Below are 17,229 nucleotides of genomic sequence, written 5' to 3' on the forward strand. Positions count from 1 at the left end.
GGTAGGCTGAATACTTTGTAATATTCCAGGTTTTCGTTAACTAAAAGTCTTGATATACAGCGCCTCAACTTTATCTCTTGCCCATTGAGTACGACGCAAAAATTTGAGAGAAGACTTGATTGAAGGATTATTGTAGAAACAGTTGAGTTTAATCTTTGCATCTAAACCTTCCCAACCATAATGATCCACCAAACGAGTCAGTATTTTCTCTAACGTCAGACCATGCAGAGGGTTATTGGGTTGCTCTTGGCTCACTGCTAATTCCTAGTACATAAAAATATACAGTCATCTTATCAGAATAACCCCAGAGCATGATGATTATTAAAAAGAAAAGGATCCTTAGGTTATTGCCCTATCTATTGATGTGGGGCAAGAAGCATCGGTTATAGAACAAGCAAGAAAGCTTGATCAACAAACCCAACCAACTTATGGTTGAGAATCTTGCTCTAATATCTCAAATTGATAATCAAAACATCAAAATAATGACCCTAAGAATAAGTATTAATAGACCAAGCGATAATGCCTATATATTAGCGCTTCCTCTATTCTGTATTGAATAAAAAAATTACAGCGCACTCAACGCCACAAACACAAATTCAATACCTACAAAGCTACATTGAAGTCATTCGATAGCAGTACGGAGTTTACGTTTGATTAGCAAAAAGATCCGCCAAGTTTTTTCTGATTTATCCCACTCTCCACTTGCGCAAAAAACTTTGCTACAGATGAGTATTCGTCTCTCTGTTGTCATCACCCTTGCCGCTATAATCAGCTATGCACATATTTTTGGCATTTTGCATGATCAAGTCGAAGACAGCCTCCGAGTTTACATCACCGAGCGAGGTGAGAAAGAAAGTCAGATTTTCCTCAATGCCCAGCTCAACCACCGATTATTTGAAGAACAATTTTTAAAGCAATGGCCGGAGCGCTCTAAACAAGCCGAGCCCCAAGATTTTGATCTTTTATTTGAAAAACGTTCTGATCAAACCCGTAGACTAAGCAAAGAAGCTTTTACTGGCATTCACCGCCCTGATGGCACCATTAGCCAGCATATCAGCGCATTTATAGGTACCAATGCGCCGAATACCAACGAGTTCGCCAATAAACTGCAGTTAAGTTACCAATTAATCGACCGCTACGCCGATGCCTTTACACAGCACTATGCCAATCTTTATGTCTCGATGCCGGAAAACGTTAATATCGTATACTGGCCAAATATTCCTTGGGGTGAACAAGCAGAATCGAACCTAGATGTAACCATTGAAGAGTGGGTATATATCTCTACCCCGCAGAACAACCCTCAGCGAGACCATGCCTGGACAGGATTGTATTTCGATCCTACCGCTAATGAATGGATGGTATCCCTAGTTACGCCTGTCGATTATAACCAGCAACACCTGATCAATGTCGGTCACGATATTCTACTTAATGACCTGTTCGACAGCGTATTCAATGATAAATTATCAGGCACCCATAATTTTGTTGTAAGACACGATGGACGCATCATCGCACATCCAGATTTAACGGATGCACTTAATCGCACTAAGGGCATCTTACATGCAAATGACAGTGGTAATGACTCCATTGCAAATCAAGTCCATGCTGTACTCACTCATGCTCAAACTCATAACCAGTCAACCTTTATACTAGAACCAAATTCTGCTGATGCCTTGCTCGCTGTCACCAAAATCGCCGGTCCAGATTGGTATTTTGTAACCGTTTATCCGAAATCTCTACTCTCCTCAACCGCTTTGCAAACCGCCTACATAGTTTCAATTGCAGGCATATTGTCACTGCTGGTGGAATTACTGATTCTATTTTTTATCCTCAAAGGCCAGGTACTTTATCCTCTGGGCGTCTTCAGACGTTTTTCTCGTGCCATGCGAGACAGCAATTTTGATGCAATTAATGACGTTAAACACAGCGCAATTCCAAAACGAAAGGATGAAATGGGTGAATTAGCCACCACCATGATTACAATGGCTGAACATATCGAGCAGCACCAAATGCTGCTCACCGATGAAGTGAATACGAAGACACGAGAGTTAAGCCAAGCACACGAAGTCCTGAAACTTGAAGCACGCTCCAGAGAAGAAATTACGCGTTTGCTTCAAACCATTGCCAAAGATGTTTCAGGCCTCCAAGGCCTAACTTATTTTGAAACTCTAGGTGAATTTCTCTCAAACACACTCGATGCGGATATGGTTATCATTTCTAAGTTATCTGAAGATAAAGAAAGTATTAATGCCCTCGCCGCTTATATCGATAAACAAAAAATTGACAACCTTAGTTATTCTCTAGCAGGCACCCCCTGTGAAACAGTAATTGAAGAAGGATCGATGGTTTTTAATGGTAACGTCCAGGAATTGTATCCAGAAGACGAAGACCTATTTAAGTTAGATCTACATTCCTACATTGGCACCCCAATGTACGACGCACATGGGCAGGTTATCGGTCATTTAGCGGTTTTAAAACGTAAAGAATTTGAGCAAACAGGAAAGACACAGCTTATAATCGATTCGGTCACATCAAGAGCCGCCAGCGAACTCATTCGTAATGTTCATGAGCAAATCATCAATCATCAGGCACGAACAGACTCCCTTACTGGGCTTTACAACCGTGCAATGTTTATTGATCTGATGTCACAAGCAATTCACTCTGCTGCTCGTCATGAGCGCAAACTTGCAGTTATCTTCGTCGATTTCGACAATTTTAAATTGGTCAATGATCAGCTTGGTCACAGCGAAGGCGATAAGTTATTGATTGAGGCGACAAACCGGCTTAAACAAGCTCTACGTAGTGAAGATATCCTAGCTCGCTTTGGGGGAGATGAGTTTATCGTCCTGCTGCCACAAATAGACAACAGCCAGTCAATAGAAACAGTAACTCGCCATATGCAGAAGCTACTGGCGAAAGACGTTCAATTAGACACAACCTCATTAACGATTTCATGCAGCATGGGTGTTGCCATCTACCCTGAAGACGGAACAACCACAGACACACTAATTAACCATGCCGATACAGCAATGTATCGCGCGAAAGACTTAGGCCGTAATAACGTTCAATTCTTTACGGAAGATATGAACGTGCGTATGGAATTACAACGAGAGCTTGAACACGACCTGCGCCTAGCAATCAGCAAACAAGAATTCCAGCTCTTTTATCAGCCAATTATCAACATCCGCAGCGGAGAAGTCGCTAAAATCGAAGCCCTAATCCGCTGGCAGCACCCTCAACGTGGATTGGTATCCCCTGACCAGTTCATTCCATTTGCAGAGCAAAGCGGGCAAATTATCTCAATCAGTGAATTTGTATTGAAACAAGCTTGTAGCGACCTACCCAAGCTAAAGCAGCACTTTAAATCACTCGAGCGCCTATCCATCAACTGCTCAGCCCGCTTATTTCAAAATAAATCATGGGTGCAGGATATCAGCGAGACGCTAGCAGCGCACTCGATAAACTGTCAGGACATCGAGCTAGAAGTTACCGAAAGTTTGTTTATGGACAGCCACGATCAATCTGTCATTCAGACATTAAACGATATTCATAATCTTGGGATTAGCATATCTCTGGACGACTTTGGCACCGGCTACTCCTCCCTCTCCTACTTAAAACGTATGCCAGTCGATTGTCTAAAGATCGACAAAAGCTTTATCAAAGACGTACTCACACAACCTGAAGAGAAGCGATTGGTTGCTGGCATTATCGACCTAGCGAAAAACTTTAATCTAGAAGTAGTTACTGAAGGGATAGAAACGCGCGAGCAATATCAACTGTTAGCCGAGATGGGTTGTGACCTTGTACAAGGCTATTATTTCTTCAAGCCTGCGCCATTAGCTCAGCTACTGACTGGAAATGTTGAAAAGAAATGAGGGAGAACAAGAGTAAACCGACAGGCCGTGGTGAGACCACAATAAGAGAGCCTCAATATGTGTTTGCTGTAAGCGATTGGCTTATCAGCCAACCCAGACAAAGCGAAGTAGGCGCACTTGCTAAGTTATTAATATTGGCTCAATGGCTAAGCGGCGTGTTATTGCTCTTGACTAGAGAACGGCTCATATGTGTTATGTGTTTTACCAGCCTTTAATACCATATCTTGCAATGTACCCCCCTAAACAAAACCAAATTGCCCCAGGAATTAAAGGATGGAAATATCCACCTAAGAAATTATTTAACTCAACTACTAAAGCTGATCGGTGGCTTATGCTTGTCAGGATATAATCACCAGTAAAGGACAAATATCCCCCTAAAATAATCATACCCATACCGATTTGTATTACTAATATTCGGACAAGTAGCTTACTAACTTCCTTATGCCCCCAATACTGCCAGCAAATAATAGTCGCTATTACAAAAATAAGATCAAAGTAAAGTATTTCAAAGATACCCTTAGGATCCTCTTCTGCAGGCAAAAGCACAAAAGTTAATAAATAAATTAATAAAGCAAAAAAGCCTAGAATTATGTATCGCATACGCTCACATAACGCTTTTGTAATGGGCCGCATTGCTGCGAAGCAGCGCAGTTTGCGGTCCAGCCCGAAGGGCGATTATTAACAAACTTGTTATACATTCTCCAACTAAATTTCTTTTGTCCGCAAGCAATGTGCAGCATGAAGTCCTAGCGAAAGAAAAGCTATTCCTGCAATTGAATAGCCTATGTTCCCCATAACTGCGCAAGCATGAATACATTGGAAATTATATTTCTCTAAAGAGAACTCAATACTGCCAGTGGTGAAGTAATAAAACCAAACCGGCACTTGAACATAGAATGTAAGCAGCCCTATTAAGCATCCGAAAAAGGCACATAAGTAATAATAAAGGCGTGACTGCTTCATTTTTTCCATTTCGTATAACGCCTAAAGCAGCCGCGCAGTATGCGTCGGATGCCTTTTCTTGTTATAACTAAAATCCATTTGAGCTTCTATACAGTGGCTCTAGTATGGAACAGAAAATACACACGATCCCAAATACTAATCCCATCATTCGACTCAACCCATTTGCATCAGTGTTTTCCATGGTGGAATAGCCAATTTGCATATCGCTCCCTACTGAAAAAGCTGCAACTAAATAAGCACCATATACCCCTAACATAATTCCAATTGAATCAGTAAATGGGTTGCCGTTATAGGCCCAACGAAAGATCAGACTAGCTATGACGACAAGAGACACCACCGATAAATAAAATACAATTCGAGGAATCCCTTTTCTCTCAAGTTGTTCTCGCAGCTTATTCATATGATTTCAGTTGAGGTTCTTGAGTTATAACGCCTAACACAGCTGGAGGCGCGCAGCGACGATCGGCTGCTGTTACTTGTTATACACTTAACCACCCCAACCACCATCTTTATCATTTGTTGGCTCTGTAATTTCCGGCAAAATACTTAGCCTTAAACCACACTTTGCACACCTACTGGTATGGCTATGGCCCCAAACACCAGGTATGTAGACAAGAATAGGAATTCCCCAATAGAAGCCATTACACCTAGGACACCTTGAGAAACATGTTCTGTACATTAAGAACAAAAGAAACCAAAAAGTTACAGTTTGCAGAACCAATATTGGCGGGAACACTATTCCTAATGCCCCAAACACAAGAAACATAAGTAAAAGAGGCACGAAGTAAGATCGACATGTCTCATTTTTTCTTATGATCTTTCTTAATCCTTGATAGTACTGAGCTTCATTTTCCATAAGGTGTATAACGCTCAGCTAAGTGGCGCGCAAAGCGCGTCATTACTTTAGCGCCTTGTTATGTGTTTTCTTTTTCAGTTTTGATGTTACGTATTTACAAATTACTAATACGGAAAACACCCACCAGATTGCTTTAAATACCGTAACAAAAGCAAACCAGATAGGATTCGAATTTAGAGAAACCATATTTGTTACTCGAAGGTTTTGTATTTCTAAACTCGTAACAGCTCCCAGAAGCTGATCCCCTAGCCAAAAGAATAGAAAGATAGCTATGAAGAACCACAGCAAACTGTTTTGAATACCAAACTCCTCAAATTTCATACCTTTCTCACAGACACATAACGCTTCAATAACCGGCGCAGCTTTGCTGCGTCCGGCGCCGAAGGCGTGAAGTTGATTGACTTGTTAGGCACTTTCACTCAGTTCTCCCGAGCGGTTTATTAATACTCCACGTGCAAACTTAAGCTCACTTACCAACCCTTCTAATGTTTTAGGGGCCTCATCTGAGTTACCAAGAGGACAATACACTCCTTTAGCGACGAGGCCAATTTGGCATTCCCCATTTATTGAATTAAGAATAAGAACGCTATTTTCTTCTTTCTTTGGAGGGGTCTTTAGAAAGCGACTAAAGTAGCTGTTATCCTTATCTTTAGACATATGGCTAACTTTAGAACAATAATTTTCGCTGCACTGGACACTAAGATCATGAAAGATAGTGTTGAAAATTGGTTCATAGCGATTAAATTTCAACTCATCGGGAAGCTCAATATCAGATTCAGCGAAGGCTTCTGGGTGAAACAGCACACTTGCCGCTAGATCCTCTCCAGATCTTAAAAGCAGACATTGCATAATATACGAAAGCCCCTGAATCAGTGGAGTTTGATCTCTGTTCAGAGCACTAGATTTTAATATAAATGGATATACGTTCAGCATGCCGGTAGCGGCGACGGAAAATAACCTTGCATCATCAATTTCTAAACCCCATTGTCGCTCAACGATGTCGCCGTAAGCGACCTCGGCTAGAATTGCAATTAACGTAAGGTAGGAGTCTTCGTAGAAATCTTCCTTTTTATTCCAAAGTTCATCGAGTTCACCACCAGCAGGAAGAAGCATAAGGTTTGAAAACTTAGATTCGATTACTTTGCAGCGACCACTAAATGCTAACGACGAAGGAAGAAACCTAGCCAGCGTTCGAGGGTTTTTCCTTAATAGAAGCTCTAAATCGTGGCCTTGCCATAATGAAATGGTAGGCTTTTTATGAGTATTTTGAAATTCTCTGACCCAGTCTAGAGTGGGGTTTGAAATAGTACTGTTTGTAATGATAACAACATTATCTTTAGTGTTGTTCCCCGCAGCATTGAGTATGGTGCCTTGTACCTGAGACTTCTCCAGCTGGTTTTTACGATACTTTACCTCAAACCAATATTTTTCTTCCTTTGATGCTGTCGGCAAGACAGTCCAATATGTTGCCTCCAAATCTCGCCCACCGTCAGTTGCAGAGTTGCCATCACCACCCTTTCTCCAGGTCAAATTGGAAAACCCCATTTCATCCAATAAATGGAATACAAGCTTTTCAAATTCGACAGGACTAATTTCCGAGAAATCTAATTGCTCCTCTAGAAAATCTATATCTGTGAGAGTGATTGAAATATCCGTCATCTGCATACTCTATTGATGTGCCTAACGCCGTTATAAATGATTTAAAGAAGTTGGCGGCTTTTTGCCGAAGGCGGGAAAGATGACAGCTTATTTAAATCCATTTCATAACCTTGTTATGCATTTCGCGTACTGAACATAAAAGAGAGATCTAATCCACCTGGTGTTCTAAAAACAACAGATGGGTCGAATGTTTCTAATTTTTGCTTAAAGGTACCAAGATTAAGCAATGTAATATCGTCTTTTACAATTACAAACGAAATACTATTATTCGCTGACCAAAACGCAACCGAGATTGATATTGTTTCCCCATTTGGTAGAGTTACTGACTCATTATTAAGGCCAAAACTGTCATCTCGCATTACTTTCTCTTCCGGATACAGCTCCTTGTAAGGAATTAGCGGAACGATTTCTACCCCTTCCCAATTCCCTGTTTCTTCATTTCCATATGATACATGCACGTAAAGCATTTATTCCTCTCTTATGCATAACGCCTAACACAGCTGGAGGCGCGCAGCGACGATCGGCTGCTGTTACTTGTTAAATGTTCACTTTGCTCCAAACTGTTTCGTAACCCAGCGGCCCTGAATAAGCTTTGCTTCCACAACTCCATTACTGCCATCCTGTTGGTAATAAAGAATTCGATCATAAACTCCATCTCTGTCTGTATCGTAAATATCTACTGCGGTAACTGATGGGTTGTTAGGTTCGTGTACTGAAACAGTATTTGAATTATTAGATACATGATTGGTTAAGACTGGCTTCCCTTTTTTACCTACCATAATGAAAGATTCATTATTTTGCGGAAATGTATAAATATCCCATGAACCGACTTGCTCTTTCTCAAGTTTAAATTTTTCTTTAGTAATGGGATCAGTTCCTTCTTGAATGCCCGCAGAGTTTGAAACTGCTGAGCTTAAAAGAAGAATCAATGGGATGAGTACTCTCATGGCTTCCTTGTACATTTAACGCTTTTGTAATGGGCCGCTTTGCTGCGAAGCAGCGCAGTTTGCGGTCCAGCCCGCAGGGCGATTATTAACAAACTTGTTATACGTTACCAAGTGTCTACCCTTTTGTTCTTAGCTATTTTGTAGCACGCTGCCCCGAAAACCCAAGCTAACCCGGCATATTGCATGCCTTGGTAGATACCGGTAATTCCAACAAGAAAAAGTATGAAGGAAAACACCTTAAGTCCAGTTGGTGAAAGGCTAGTTTGAGCTTTATTTCCGAGAACAATACTTACGCCAGCAACAACACAAGGTAGTCCCATTAAGACACCTACGATACCGATAGGTACATCTTCAGTAACAAACCATAGACCTGAAGATAAGAGGCCTATGATCGTAAGAATTAAGCCTACAGCTATTCTTGTAATGACAGGCAGTTCTTTATCTAAATCCCTTGTATAAATGCTCATGGCCCTTTACGTATAACGCCCGCGTAATAGGCGCTAGCTTGCGAGCGTCCTAATTGACGCATTTGTTAGGCTAAAATTGTAATATGTCATCCGCAGCCACTTCTGATACTAAAAGTTCTTTTTCAGCTTCATCCAACTCTGCTTTGAAGGGACTACATTCAAACATCTCTGATAGATAGGCACATGATTCCTTTTTAAGTTTTTCCCCTTTTAAAAATGAATCTATAGAGAATATGAAGTTCCCGTTTTCATGTAGATATTTTTCGTAATCGTCCGCCTCGCAAAAGCTAAGGAAGTTCGCGATATTTGGCCTCTTTTCCTTTAGGAATCTCGAAATCATGCTTTTTGTAAATCGAGAATACTCTTCGTAAACAACAGAATAAGAAGTGTCCCCCCAAAAAACCCTGACAAGCTTGCCATCTTCACTCACCTCGGCTTTTGAGTCGACTCCTATCATACGCAGCAGAGATTTATAGGCTATTTTTACTTTGTTGTTTGAATCAAGGCTTAAGGCGTTTCGCTTGAAGGGAAGCAGGAAGTACTTTGTATAGTCCTTTTCGTCAATTGTACTAAGGAAGTCCAACGAGTTTTGCCACTTTCGATATTCATCAAAATCCCTAATGACAAGTTCGTAGAACCCTACCTTTCTTTGGTCGCTCAATCTAGATAAAAAAACAGCTGAAAAATATTCTTGGATACTCTTATGTGAAAAAGAGTAGTAATCGAACCCATCTCTAACAATTAGCGCTGTTATGCTGGTGATATCATCGATCAGTAAATCTTCTAGATTATCGTTTATTCGTTCCAGTTGCGCAGCATTCTCAAGAAAGAAACGAAAGCTGGAGGCCGGAAATCTTGTGCTATTGTCTTTTAGCGAAATAAAGCTCAGCGCCTCGAATATTCTCTGCATTTGATAGTCAGTTAGACCTGCTTTCCTTTCTCGCTCATAACCTATTTTTAGTCTGTCATGCCTATAAAGCATTGTGGGAAATATCAGGCTGTAAAATTCAGCCAAACTATCCGGTTTAAACTGTCTTGCGTTGTAAGTTATCGTAAATAGCGTTAATAGAAGAGGAGTATTCGTAACCTCTGTGAGAAAGCTGTTAGACGCCAATATTGTGTTAATGGCCTCCGCCTGATCGCCATTTTCATACAAGTGGCTAACAAAATCTCTTTGGTGCTCTTTTGAAAGTCTTTTGATGATGTGCTTTTCAAAATATACAGAAGCCCCCATCCCGGAATCCGGCCTCGAAGAAATAACAATTCGGAGATCTGGATAAGTTCTTGCTATTGTTTCTAACTCGCGTGCAACTCTAAGTCTTTCTGAATTTGGTATTTCATCGAATCCGTCAAGGATAAAAACGATTTTTTTAGATTTTGCCAGGAAGTCAAAAAGATCATCGCTTAGATCCACTCCAAAATCTCTTACTGAATGAAAGAGATCCTCCTTAAGTGATTTTTGATAGGTTAAATTTCGAAATTCGATAAATATTGGTATGTGGTTGCTGCCCGCACCTTCGTTTAAGCAGAGCCACCTTAAATATAGCGATTTACCCTGCCCAGGCCCACCCTCTATTAAAACCTGTTTTGACTGAAAGAAACTGACATTTTTTACTCTATCTGCTTCTTCAAATGTGATTGCATCCTCGAAAAATATTTTGTCTAAATCCACTATAGAGTCAGGGTCGAGTATTGTTTTTACTCTTCCCACTCTCCCAATGTTTTCTTTCAGTGCGGTAAGTTTATGAATGGAGAACGCTTCATTTATCTTTTCTTTTACTTTGTCTGAAGCCGACTTAACAAGATCATCGACCAATCCATCGATTCCTCCAGTAGCTTTCTTTATCATTTCCTCAAGCATAAATATTCCTTGTTACTCTGGAGTTGGATGAGCCTAACGCCCAACACAGCCGAAGGAGCGCAGCGACGATCGGATGCTGTTGCTTGTTACACGGCAACAATCCATAAACATTTAAACACTCCTAACGCGTTGAATTGATTAATTTAAAGCTAATGCAACGCACTAGCTACTACGGCAATTTGTAGCAATGACACACCAAAAAAAAGAGATAAGGGTGCTGAAACTACAAACTGCCTAACAGCACCAAGAACGGAATGATTGAGAGATGAAACAGCACATTCCTTGATGCTGGCCTACTAACTAATAGCAGGATTTACCTAATTAACACTGGGCTTATTTTCAAAAGCCTTTTGCCTTGTAACGCCTTAAGCAGCGGACCAAAAACGCAGTTTTTGTGTCCGACTGCCTTAACTTGTTAGCTTTAAGCTGCATTAATAATGGCCGTACTTTGCACTGCCAACTCTAAATAGCGCTCAGCTTCGTTTTGAGTGATAGCAAAATCAGGCATATGAACCGCCTGATTTCGTAATTTCCTTAACTGCTCTATGACTTCGAGGCTATTTTTAGACAGCTCACCTGATAACTGCAAATAATCGACAATCATCTTCGGGCTAGTTCTTGGAATTGCGACACCAGATTTTAGTCCCTTATTTGATGCTGCCATTTCAATTAATGTCCATGCTTCAACTATAGCTGCCCTAGGCGAAACTTCAGCAATACGTAATAGCTGCTCTATTTGTGATAGTTCATCGGTTGATTTTTTGTCATTAGATACTTTTATTTCTTTAGCTTCGTTTTCAGCCTTTGCTAGTTCTTTATCAAAACTTGCTTCCATATCCTTATATTTAAAGCTTGATATGCGGCCTAATAGTTGTCGTACTTCAGATCGAAAAATGTACCCTAGCCAAACGATGGAAGCAGGCCAAGCTATAGCTTTAATTATTTCTACAAAATACTCCATAACTCTCCCTGAAAGCTAACAGCTAAATATATGTCAGATTGACGTGTTTAAACGCGTCAATTTGACATATATCTCCGAGAAAAGATATTAAGAGTGGGCTGTAATAACTTGATTTGCATAAGCTTTCCTTGCTTAGAGGGTTTGCGCCTTTGTGAAAAAGCGTCAATTTGACGTATTATCCTTTCATAAGTCGCAAAGGGATAAAAGACTGTTTTTATATACAGTCAAAATAAAGTGCGCTTTCTATTTTCTTATCACTTTTTTAAAGCACGTTTTTTCGCGCGCCTTTTCTGTGCTGCCTTAGTGTTGTTCCGAGTAATTTCTATTTCGCGAGTCAGATCCGGCTCAAAGCCTTGGAGCCATTGTTGTGGCAAACGGGTATCTAACAAGACCTCAATCTCTTCCAATAGATGATTCTGCTCTTCTATTAGTAAAGAGATAGCAACGCCCTTGTTACCTGCTCTGCCAGTTCTTCCAATACGGTGAATATAATCAGCTGCTTTATATGGCATCTCGTAATTGATTACGGCTGGTAGACTGTCGATATCGATGCCTCGTGCCGCTACATCTGTCGCAACAAGCACTTTAAGCTGCCCCTGCTTGAACTGTTCTAAAGCCTCTTCCCGCAACTTTTGTGATCGATCAGCATGGATGGCATCGGCAGAAATATTGGCTTGTTTCAAAACCTCTACTAGCTTGTCTGCGCCCTGCTTTGTATTACAAAAGACAATCACTTGTGACCAATCATGCTTGTCGACTAAGTGACTGACAATCGCTGATTTACGATCAGGGTCGCAGTTATAAACGATCTGATCGACATCAGCCGCAGAGGAATTACGCTGATCTACTTCGATACGCTCGGGCTTAACTAATAAATTTTTACTAAAACGATAGATTGAATCACTTAAGGTCGCTGAGAAAAGTAGTACCTGCCGCGGCTGTACATCACGCTTAGGCAACTTACTTAAAACCGCTTTTATCTCATCTTTGAAGCCCATATCTAACATACGGTCAGCTTCATCAAATACCAGGTGAGTGACTTGTCTTAGATTTACGGCTTTCTTTTTATGTAGATCCAATAATCGACCGGGTGTAGCCACCAGCACATCGATCCCTTTCTTAATTTGATCCACTTGCGGACCAATGCCCACACCGCCATAAACTACGGCTGATCTAAACCCTGTTCCTTTGGCATATTTCTTAAAACTGTTATTCACCTGCTGCGCTAACTCCCTTGTTGGCGCTAGCACTAAAGCTTTGAGTTTTTTATTTTGATCACTACTAAAATCAGGGTCGGTCAGTATGGATTGTAAGATTGGCAGCGCAAAAGCTGCTGTCTTACCGGTACCTGTTTGTGCACCGACAAGGAGATCTTTACCAGATAGGATAACGGGTATCGCTTCAGCTTGAACGGGTGTAGCTTCGCTATAACCTGCGGTATGTATAGCTGCGATTAAACTCTCGCACAAAGGCAAACTGTCAAACTTCATAATCAACTTCCAAGAATTTGTAATGGCAGAGCAAGTGCACTGTTACCTTGTTGACCTAAGATCCAGATCACCCAACATAAACCACCCACAGTAGCGAAGTACCATAGGGCTGATACTACCTGACCGTAACGAGCCAATGGCAATAACTGACTACTGTGACGGTGTTTCCATTCAAGCACAATCTCGATACTGCCCACAGCCAGCAAGAAGCCTAGCAGCGCCATGCCAAAGTAATAGCTAATTACGACACCGGCTAAAGCACCGATAACGCAGATCACTAGGCCAAAAACCGAGTTAACCGAAAAAGCGATACTTTTTAGGACGTGGCCACCATCTAACGGTAATACCGGCAACAAATTAAATAGATTGAGCAAGGCATTGAAGGCAGCAATACCCGCCAAGACCTCAATATCCGTCAACCAATATAGAACCAGAGCAACTAAAGATAGGAATAAGCCAAATACCGGCCCCATGATGGATATATAAACATCTTGCCAGCGAGTGTTAATACGATCATCTGATAATGCTAAGCCACCCAAAAAAGGTACCAGATAAATTCCCTTTGTCTTTAAGCCAAAACGCTTCATAGCACGCACATGGCCATATTCATGAAAAACCAAACAAAGGATAAGTGCTAACGCGAATTCAAAGGAGAATAACCAGCTATACGCTGCCAAACTTCCTGCAGCAAACAGTACTTTGATGACCTTAGCGCTTTTAAACAGCTTAAGGCCTAAAGAAGCCATACCCAGTATGCTGATCTTATTCGGCTGTTTTACGACATTCTCAACCACTTGGGTTTCGATATCTTTCTCGACTAGCTCACCACTTCCAAGCTTCTGATCTTCCACTGCTAGTTCATATTCAAGATTGAAGGGTTGCCATGTCAGTGACAAAGTCAAAACGCACTCGATCTCTTCACCTGATCCAGTCATCAGGGCGAAACGATGCTCTGTACTCTCAGCAGGATCTGCACTCGCCACTATTTGAGACACCAACTGGTTATCCCAATACAGGGCCTGCCATCCAGACATTGAGCCTTCAAGACGTAAAATTTTGCCTAGACAATCGATGCGTAACAGCTGCACAGTAATTCCTGCTGATTATGAAGTAAGTGTTTATCAAATAAGCGGCGCATTATAGCCAATCAGCGGTATAATGCAGCTTCTGCAATTGGAGAACATCGAATTACATTAACAAGGACACAGGTATGAAAACGAAAACAACCGTATCCTCAACCCATGTGGTGGATACAGGTAGAGGAAAGATTAAACAAAATCACTTAGCAGCATTAGTCACTTCAAAGGTTTTTAAATCCCAAGTAGTCAAAGCTAAAAAAGGTAAAGGTGCTTATAAACGTAAAGACAAACACAAAGGACGAGAGTCCTATTTAATAGCGGCTTAGTTAGTTTCACACTACCAGATACTAATTCAAGCCCCTATCAAATAGTGCTCTACCATTTCAAGGTTACAGCTTAATCTCCTGCTTAGTCGCACAATGGATGCTGCCGCCACCAGATGCGATACCATCAATAGCAATCTGCTCGATCACCCGATCAGGGGAATGCCTTTTCTAAAATCTTACGAGCATTATCCTCGGCGGTTTTATCGCCAATTTCTTGTACGGCAACAGCGCCGTTCCCCACTACCAGCATTAATTGGCACTTGTTTTATACTAAAAATATCTACTGCTAAGACTCGGGGCTAAAACGATGAAGCGAATCCCAGAGCCATTCCGTATAAAAATGGTAGAGCCAATCAAGCAAACGACGCTTGTAGATCGCCAAAAAGCTTTAGAAGCTGCTGGCTATAATCTATTTCTTTTACCCAGTGAAGATGTCTACATAGATCTACTGACCGATTCCGGTACTGGCGCAATGAGCGACCGACAATGGGCTGGGTTAATGTGTGGAGACGAGTCCTACGCAGGCAGTCGAAATTTCACCCATCTACAAAATGCAGCCCAAGAAATTTTTGGGTACCCCTACGTCTTGCCTACCCACCAAGGCAGAGGTGCAGAGCAAATCCTTTTCCCTTGCTTAGTAAAACGTAGATACGAGGACCAAAAACCTGATCAAGCTGTTTTTATCTCTAATTTTCACTTTGATACTACCGCCGCTCACGTCGAGTTAAGTGGTGCTAAAGCTGTCAATGTTGTTACTAAAAAAGCATTTGATACAACCACACCCTACCCTTGGAAAGGTAACTTTGATCTTCAACTACTCACAGAAGTTATTGAAAACCATGGAAAGGAAAACATTTGTGCCATTATCAGCACCATCACCTGCAACAGCACAGGTGGGCAGCCCGTTTCAATGGATAACCTTCGTGATGTTTACCACATCGCAAATCAACACAATATCCCTGTTGTTATTGATGCCGCTCGCTTTGCTGAAAATGCTTTTTTCATTAAACAACGCGACTCTAAATACAAAAAAGCTTCTATTCGTGAAATTGTTATAGAGATGTTTAGCTATGGCGATATGCTGAATTTTTCAGCTAAAAAAGATGCGTTAGTTAATATAGGTGGCCTTTGCTGCATTCGTGAAGACGAAAAGTTGTTCAGGCAAGTTCAAAGTTTATGTGTACCTATGGAAGGCTTCATCACTTATGGTGGATTAGCAGGCCGAGATATGGAAGCCATGGCAATCGGCTTGTATGAAGGCGTCGATGAGGATTACCTAGCCTATCGTATCCATCAAGTTGCCTATTTAGCCGAACGCTTACAACAAGCAGACATTCCTATTCAGACACCCGCCGGTGGTCATGCAGTATTTATAGATGCCAAAGCTATGCTACCGCATATTCCTCCAGAGCAATTCCCTGCTCAAGCACTGGCTAACGAACTGTATCTTGAATCTGGAGTTCGAGGTGTAGAGATTGGCTCATTACTGCAGGGCCGTGATCCAATAACAGGTAAACAAAAGCACAGTTCATTAGAGCTATTACGCTTAACAATTCCTCGTAGGGTCTACACATCTGATCATATGGATTACATTGCAGATGCACTTATCGAAGTATCTAAACGTCGTTCAAAAATTATTGGATTAAATTTTAGTTACGAACCGGAGCTGCTTCGCCATTTTACCGCGAGATTTAAACCTGTAACTATTTCCAGCGCTTAACTTCACCATGATCAAAGACGTGACCGGACTGAACCTTGCAGTAATTAATAAAGATATTACTGAAAGAAACGCCACTGCGTTTCGAGATCGAGAAAGCCACAGACTCCATCATTGCTTCTACACTATCCATTTTATGGAAGCTCGGTGCATGAAGATCAACCAAAATAGGGTGACTACCCCCTTGAGGCTGACTGGCGGGCATCAGCCCTGCTACTGCATATTGACGAGAAGGAATAAATTCCCAAGTAACAGTGATATGTTCAATACTTACATCTGTGGCGCGAGCAAGGTCTGACGTTATCCCTTTAATCATATCTGGGATATCGCATTCATCTTCAAATGGTAAAGATTTAATACAGATTAATGGCATCGTCCGCACTCACAGAAAATGTTAAAGGATCGAAATTAAATCATGCGAACCCTGAACACAAGACCTTAACATATTATTAATTAAAGCTTATTTAACTTTAGATTCCATAATATAAGTCTCTAACTTCTTATCTACACCGAATATATGGCGTTTTAGCCATTCAGTCAGAAAGTCAGATAGCATGTCTCTTAGCTGAGCGTCATAGGTATGATGATCATCCAGCATCTTTTTAAGTTCAGCCCGAAACTTGTTGTGAGCTTGAAGATGGACACCAAAGTCAGGATAGTTCAACGCTTGCATGTACGCTTCTTCTAGGCAGAAATGATGATCAGCGTAATCATGAAGCCGAGTAAAAGTAGAGACATCAACCTGCTCTGCTTTGATCTCATCGATCAGTTCAAACAGAACTTGATGCTGTTGGTCTTGCCAAATAAGTTCACTGGTGAGCGTCATCGGATGCCCCTGTTTATATTTATTTTTCTTACAGCGTAGCTTCCATTATGTAATAAGTATAAACAGGAGAAACTGATCTGCATCAGACTTAGACCAATCGGTTTGTAACAAACAGCTTGCGAGGTTTTTACAAATATTTTACAACTTCTATAAATCTATCTGACTTTCACCAGGCGGAACTGACCTAAATTTGCAGCATGTGATT

At 41.2% G+C, this 17,229-nt stretch carries 16 protein-coding genes; 3 read left to right on the plus strand and 13 right to left on the minus strand.

Annotation, left to right across the window (positions count from 1 at the left end; all coding sequences use genetic code 11):
- Window positions 1-36 precede the first annotated feature (36 nt).
- Window positions 37-255: a VF530 family DNA-binding protein gene (locus ACMXYS_RS08490; protein ID WP_415884575.1), complete on the minus strand. Its 219-nt coding sequence runs from the start codon at window positions 253-255 to the stop codon at window positions 37-39.
- A 395-nt stretch (window positions 256-650) separates the two neighbouring features.
- Here ACMXYS_RS08490 and ACMXYS_RS08495 point away from each other — a divergent pair, with 395 nt between their 5' ends.
- Window positions 651-3,872 (plus strand): EAL domain-containing protein, encoded by a 3,222-nt coding sequence (locus tag ACMXYS_RS08495; RefSeq protein WP_415896254.1) that lies wholly within the window; start codon window positions 651-653, stop codon window positions 3,870-3,872.
- 201 nt (window positions 3,873-4,073) lie between these two features.
- Here ACMXYS_RS08495 and ACMXYS_RS08500 read toward each other — a convergent pair whose 3' ends face one another.
- From ACMXYS_RS08500 to ACMXYS_RS08545, 10 genes are all read right to left on the minus strand, one after another.
- Window positions 4,074-4,472, minus strand: a complete 399-nt coding sequence (locus ACMXYS_RS08500) for a hypothetical protein (RefSeq protein WP_415896255.1) — start codon at window positions 4,470-4,472, stop codon at window positions 4,074-4,076.
- 430 nt (window positions 4,473-4,902) lie between these two features.
- Window positions 4,903-5,235 carry a hypothetical protein gene (locus ACMXYS_RS08505; protein ID WP_415896256.1) on the minus strand — a complete coding sequence of 111 codons (333 nt, stop codon included), beginning with the start codon at window positions 5,233-5,235 and terminating at the stop codon, window positions 4,903-4,905.
- Between the two features lie 861 nt (window positions 5,236-6,096).
- The gene (locus ACMXYS_RS08510; protein ID WP_415896257.1) at window positions 6,097-7,350 is read right to left on the minus strand and encodes a restriction endonuclease; all 1,254 of its coding nucleotides are present in this window, start codon (window positions 7,348-7,350) and stop codon (window positions 6,097-6,099) included.
- A gap of 113 nt (window positions 7,351-7,463) precedes the next feature.
- Entirely contained in the window at window positions 7,464-7,817 is a 354-nt protein-coding gene (locus ACMXYS_RS08515) for a hypothetical protein (protein WP_415896258.1), read from the minus strand.
- A gap of 78 nt (window positions 7,818-7,895) precedes the next feature.
- Complete coding sequence (locus tag ACMXYS_RS08520; protein WP_415896259.1) at window positions 7,896-8,312, minus strand: hypothetical protein; 417 nt, start codon at window positions 8,310-8,312, stop codon at window positions 7,896-7,898.
- Window positions 8,313-8,401: 89 nt separating this feature from the next.
- The gene (locus ACMXYS_RS08525) at window positions 8,402-8,764 is read right to left on the minus strand and encodes a hypothetical protein (protein ID WP_415896260.1); all 363 of its coding nucleotides are present in this window, start codon (window positions 8,762-8,764) and stop codon (window positions 8,402-8,404) included.
- A 70-nt stretch (window positions 8,765-8,834) separates the two neighbouring features.
- On the minus strand, window positions 8,835-10,625 hold the full coding sequence (locus ACMXYS_RS08530) for an NACHT domain-containing protein (protein ID WP_415896261.1): 1,791 nt from the start codon (window positions 10,623-10,625) through the stop codon (window positions 8,835-8,837).
- Between the two features lie 421 nt (window positions 10,626-11,046).
- Window positions 11,047-11,586: a DUF4145 domain-containing protein gene (locus ACMXYS_RS08535; RefSeq protein ID WP_415896262.1), complete on the minus strand. Its 540-nt coding sequence runs from the start codon at window positions 11,584-11,586 to the stop codon at window positions 11,047-11,049.
- A gap of 254 nt (window positions 11,587-11,840) precedes the next feature.
- Complete coding sequence (locus tag ACMXYS_RS08540) at window positions 11,841-13,076, minus strand: DEAD/DEAH box helicase (protein ID WP_415896263.1); 1,236 nt, start codon at window positions 13,074-13,076, stop codon at window positions 11,841-11,843.
- Window positions 13,077-13,078: 2 nt separating this feature from the next.
- Window positions 13,079-14,164, minus strand: a complete 1,086-nt coding sequence (locus ACMXYS_RS08545) for a site-2 protease family protein (protein WP_415896264.1) — start codon at window positions 14,162-14,164, stop codon at window positions 13,079-13,081.
- Between the two features lie 122 nt (window positions 14,165-14,286).
- Between ACMXYS_RS08545 and arfA the strand changes: the two genes are divergently transcribed.
- Window positions 14,287-14,481 carry an alternative ribosome rescue factor ArfA gene (gene arfA / locus ACMXYS_RS08550; RefSeq protein ID WP_415881292.1) on the plus strand — a complete coding sequence of 65 codons (195 nt, stop codon included), beginning with the start codon at window positions 14,287-14,289 and terminating at the stop codon, window positions 14,479-14,481.
- Between the two features lie 307 nt (window positions 14,482-14,788).
- Entirely contained in the window at window positions 14,789-16,201 is a 1,413-nt protein-coding gene (locus tag ACMXYS_RS08555) for a tryptophanase (RefSeq protein WP_415881293.1), read from the plus strand.
- Here the strand turns inward: ACMXYS_RS08555 and ACMXYS_RS08560 are convergent.
- The gene (locus ACMXYS_RS08560; protein ID WP_415881294.1) at window positions 16,185-16,571 is read right to left on the minus strand and encodes a hypothetical protein; all 387 of its coding nucleotides are present in this window, start codon (window positions 16,569-16,571) and stop codon (window positions 16,185-16,187) included. The two genes, ACMXYS_RS08555 and ACMXYS_RS08560, sit on opposite strands and share 17 nt — an antisense overlap.
- 87 nt (window positions 16,572-16,658) lie before the next feature.
- Window positions 16,659-17,024, minus strand: a complete 366-nt coding sequence (locus ACMXYS_RS08565; RefSeq protein ID WP_415881295.1) for a hemerythrin family protein — start codon at window positions 17,022-17,024, stop codon at window positions 16,659-16,661.
- Window positions 17,025-17,229: the final 205 nt, after the last annotated feature.

Origin of the sequence: Neptuniibacter sp. QD57_21, from assembly GCF_047778075.1 — a bacterium.
GTDB lineage: Bacteria > Pseudomonadota > Gammaproteobacteria > Pseudomonadales > Balneatricaceae > Neptuniibacter.